Annotated in this window: 1 tRNA gene and 2 rRNA genes; all 3 read right to left on the bottom strand. The window is 53.9% G+C overall.

What is annotated here, in order from left to right:
* The 3 genes from IFT54_RS20115 to IFT54_RS20105 all read right to left on the bottom strand — a co-directional run bounded on the left by IFT54_RS20115 (nt 1) and on the right by IFT54_RS20105 (nt 3,296).
* Nucleotides 1-77 (bottom strand) — tRNA-Met (locus tag IFT54_RS20115).
* Nucleotides 78-159: 82 nt separating this feature from the next.
* Nucleotides 160-274: ribosomal RNA gene (gene rrf / locus IFT54_RS20110) — 5S ribosomal RNA — on the bottom strand.
* Between the two features lie 225 nt (nt 275-499).
* Nucleotides 500-3,296, bottom strand: a 23S ribosomal RNA gene (locus IFT54_RS20105).
* Between the last annotated feature and the right edge of the window lie 33 nt (nt 3,297-3,329).

The raw sequence follows: 3,329 nt of genomic DNA, 5'->3' as shown, positions 1-3,329 counted from the left end.
TGGTTGCGGGGACAGGATTTGAACCTGTGACCTTCAGGTTATGAGCCTGACGAGCTACCGGGCTGCTCCACCCCGCGACGGTCCTGTTAGGGACGTAAGGGTAGATGAGATTGTGAATGGGTTTTGATATCGTGTGATGCATGTCGCACGGGCTTCAATGCCTGGCGACGACCTACTCTTCCATCGCTTGAGCGATAGTACCATTGGCGCAGGCGGGTTTCACGGCCGAGTTCGGAATGGGATCGGGTGGGACACCGACGCTATAGCCACCAGGCAATGGAGCCGGTGCGACATGCGTCACTGTGATATCTGGGTCCCTCGAGGCTAGCCTTGCGGCGGGTCTTGAGGGTTTTAAAATCGATACCGTGCTTGGGTATAGTGGTATTTGTGACCAATCCCTCGACGGCGAGGGGATTGGCAATCTGGCGTCGTCTTAATCATCCGCACTATCGTCTGACGTGCCGGGCGAACCCAGTGTTGTCATTGATGGTGTGAGACTCTCAAGCGCGAATAGAGCAATTAGTATCGGTTAGCTCCATGCGTTACCGCACTTCTACATCCGATCTATCAACGTCGTGGTCTCCGACGGCTCTATGAAATCTTATCTCGAGGGAGGCTTCCCGCTTAGATGCTTTCAGCGGTTATCCCGTCCATACATAGCTACCCAGCTGCGCTCTTGGCAGAACGACTGGTACACCAGAGGTATGTTCAACCCGGTCCTCTCGTACTAGGGTCAACTCCTCTCAAATTTCGACGCCCACGGCAGATAGGGACCAAACTGTCTCGCGACGTTCTGAACCCAGCTCACGTACCACTTTAATTGGCGAACAGCCAAACCCTTGGGACCTGCTCCAGCCCCAGGATGTGATGAGCCGACATCGAGGTGCCAAACAACCCCGTCGATATGAGCTCTTGGGGGTTATCAGCCTGTTATCCCCGGCGTACCTTTTATCCGTTGAGCGATGGCCCTTCCACGAGGGACCACCGGATCACTATGACCGACTTTCGTCTCTGCTCGACTTGTCAGTCTCGCAGTCAGGCGGGCTTATGCCATTGCACTCTAACAGACGGTTTCCGACCGTCCTGAGCCCACCATTGCGCGCCTCCGTTACTCTTTAGGAGGCGACCGCCCCAGTCAAACTACCCGCCACAGAGGGTCCCTGTTCCGGCTTACGGAACGAGGTTAGACATCAGAAACAAACAGGGTGGTATTTCACCTATGGCTCCACATCAGCTGGCGCCGATGCTTCAAAGCCTCCCACCTATGCTACACAGTTTCTTCCTAATGCCACTCTGAAGCTGCAGTAAAGGTGCACGGGGTCTTTCCGTCTAACCGCGGGTACTCCGCATCTTCACGGAGAATTCAATTTCGCTGAGCATGTCCTGGAGACAGTGGGGAAGTCGTTACGCCATTCGTGCAGGTCGGAACTTACCCGACAAGGAATTTCGCTACCTTAGGACCGTTATAGTTACGGCCGCCGTTTACCTGGGCTTCATTTCAGAGCTTGCACCCCTCCACTTAACCTTCAGGCACCGGGCAGGCGTCAGGCCCTATACGTCGTCTTGAAGCCGACTTAGCAGAGCCCTGTGTTTTTGCTAAACAGTCGCTACCCCCTGGCCTGTGCCCCCTCAAAGTGCTTGCGCATAGTGAGGGCCTCCTTCTTCCGAAGGTACGGAGGCAATTTGCCGAGTTCCTTCAGGACACTTCTCTCAAGCGCCTTGGTATACTCTACCTGACCACCTGTGTCGGTTTCGGGTACGGTCTATACGGTGGGGCTATTTCCTGGAACCATTTCGAAGCCATCCCAATCCGATAAGGGATGACAACACACATGATCCGTCACACACCACCAGGCCCACGAATATTAACGTGGTTCCCATCGACTACCCCCTTCGGGCTCGTCTTAGGGGCCGGCTCACCCTGCGCGGATTAGCCTTGCGCAGGAACCCTTGGTCTTTCGGCGAGAGGGCATCTCACCCTCTTTATCGCTACTCATGTCTGCATTCGCACTTCCGATACCTCCACGACCCATTACCAGATCGCTTCACAGGCTTACGGAACGCTCCGCTACCGCGTACCACATAAGTGGCACACCCTAAGCTTCGGCACGTATCTTGAGCCCCGTTACATCTTCGCCGCAGGACCTCTTGTTTAGACCAGTGAGCTGTTACGCTTTCTTTAAAGGATGGCTGCTTCTAAGCCAACCTCCTGGTTGTTTTGGAAGTCCCACATGCTTTCCCACTTAGATACGATTTGGGGGCCTTAGCTGTAGGTCAGGGCTGTTTCCCTTTTGACGACGGACCTTAGCACCCGCCGTCTGTCTCCCGCATATCACTCTTAGGTATTCGGAGTTTGGTTAGGTTTGGTAGATCTCGCGACCCCCTAGCCCATCCAGTGCTCTACCCCCTAAGGTGTTCGTGCGAGGCACTACCTCAATAGTTTTCGCGGAGAACCAGCTATTTCCCGGCTTGATTGGCCTTTCACCCCTAAACACAACTCATCCGGTAACTTTTCAACGTTAATCGGTTCGGACCTCCAGTGCATGTTACTGCACCTTCATCCTGGTCATGCCTAGATCGCCGGGTTTCGGGTCTAATACATCAAACTCTGGCGCCCTATTCAGACTCGCTTTCGCTGCGCCTACACCTATCGGCTTAAGCTTGCTTGATACATTAAGTCACAGACCCATTATGCAAGAGGTACGCTGTCAGGCCATAAAAGCCCTCCAACTGCTTGTAGGCAATCCGTTTCAGGTACTGTTTCACTCCCCTCATCGGGGTGCTTTTCACCTTTCCCTCACGGTACTAGTTCGCTATCGGTCATGTACGAGTATTTAGGCTTGGAGGGTGGTCCCCCCATGTTCAGACAGAATTTCACGTGTTCCGCCCTACTCGAGTCCTGAATTCTCACTTTCGTATACGGGGCTGTCACCCGCTATGGCGTCACTTTCCAGAGACTTCTACTAGTTGAAATTCAGGCACTGGCCTGGTCCGCGTTCGCTCGCCACTACTAACGGAATCTCGGTTGATGTCTTTTCCTCCAGCTACTGAGATGTTTCAGTTCGCCGGGTTCGCTTCACGAAGCCTATTTTATTCAGCTAAGTGATACCTAACCTAATTAACCCAACCTGTGCGTTGCCACACAGTTCGGATTAATCGGGATAGGTGGGTTTCCCCATTCGGAAATCGCGGGGTCAAAGCTTGCTCACAGCTCACCCGCGCTTATCGCAGCGTGCCACGTCCTTCATCGCCTGTACATGCCAAGGCATCCACGAATTGCCCTTACCTCACGCTTGAGAGTCCACACCACCAACGACATCACTGGGTGC

It is taken from the genome of Sphingomonas sp. CFBP 13714, from assembly GCF_014842205.1.
Classification (GTDB): Bacteria; Pseudomonadota; Alphaproteobacteria; order Sphingomonadales; family Sphingomonadaceae; genus Sphingomonas; species Sphingomonas aerolata.
This window is presented reverse-complemented; position numbering and strand designations above follow the sequence as displayed.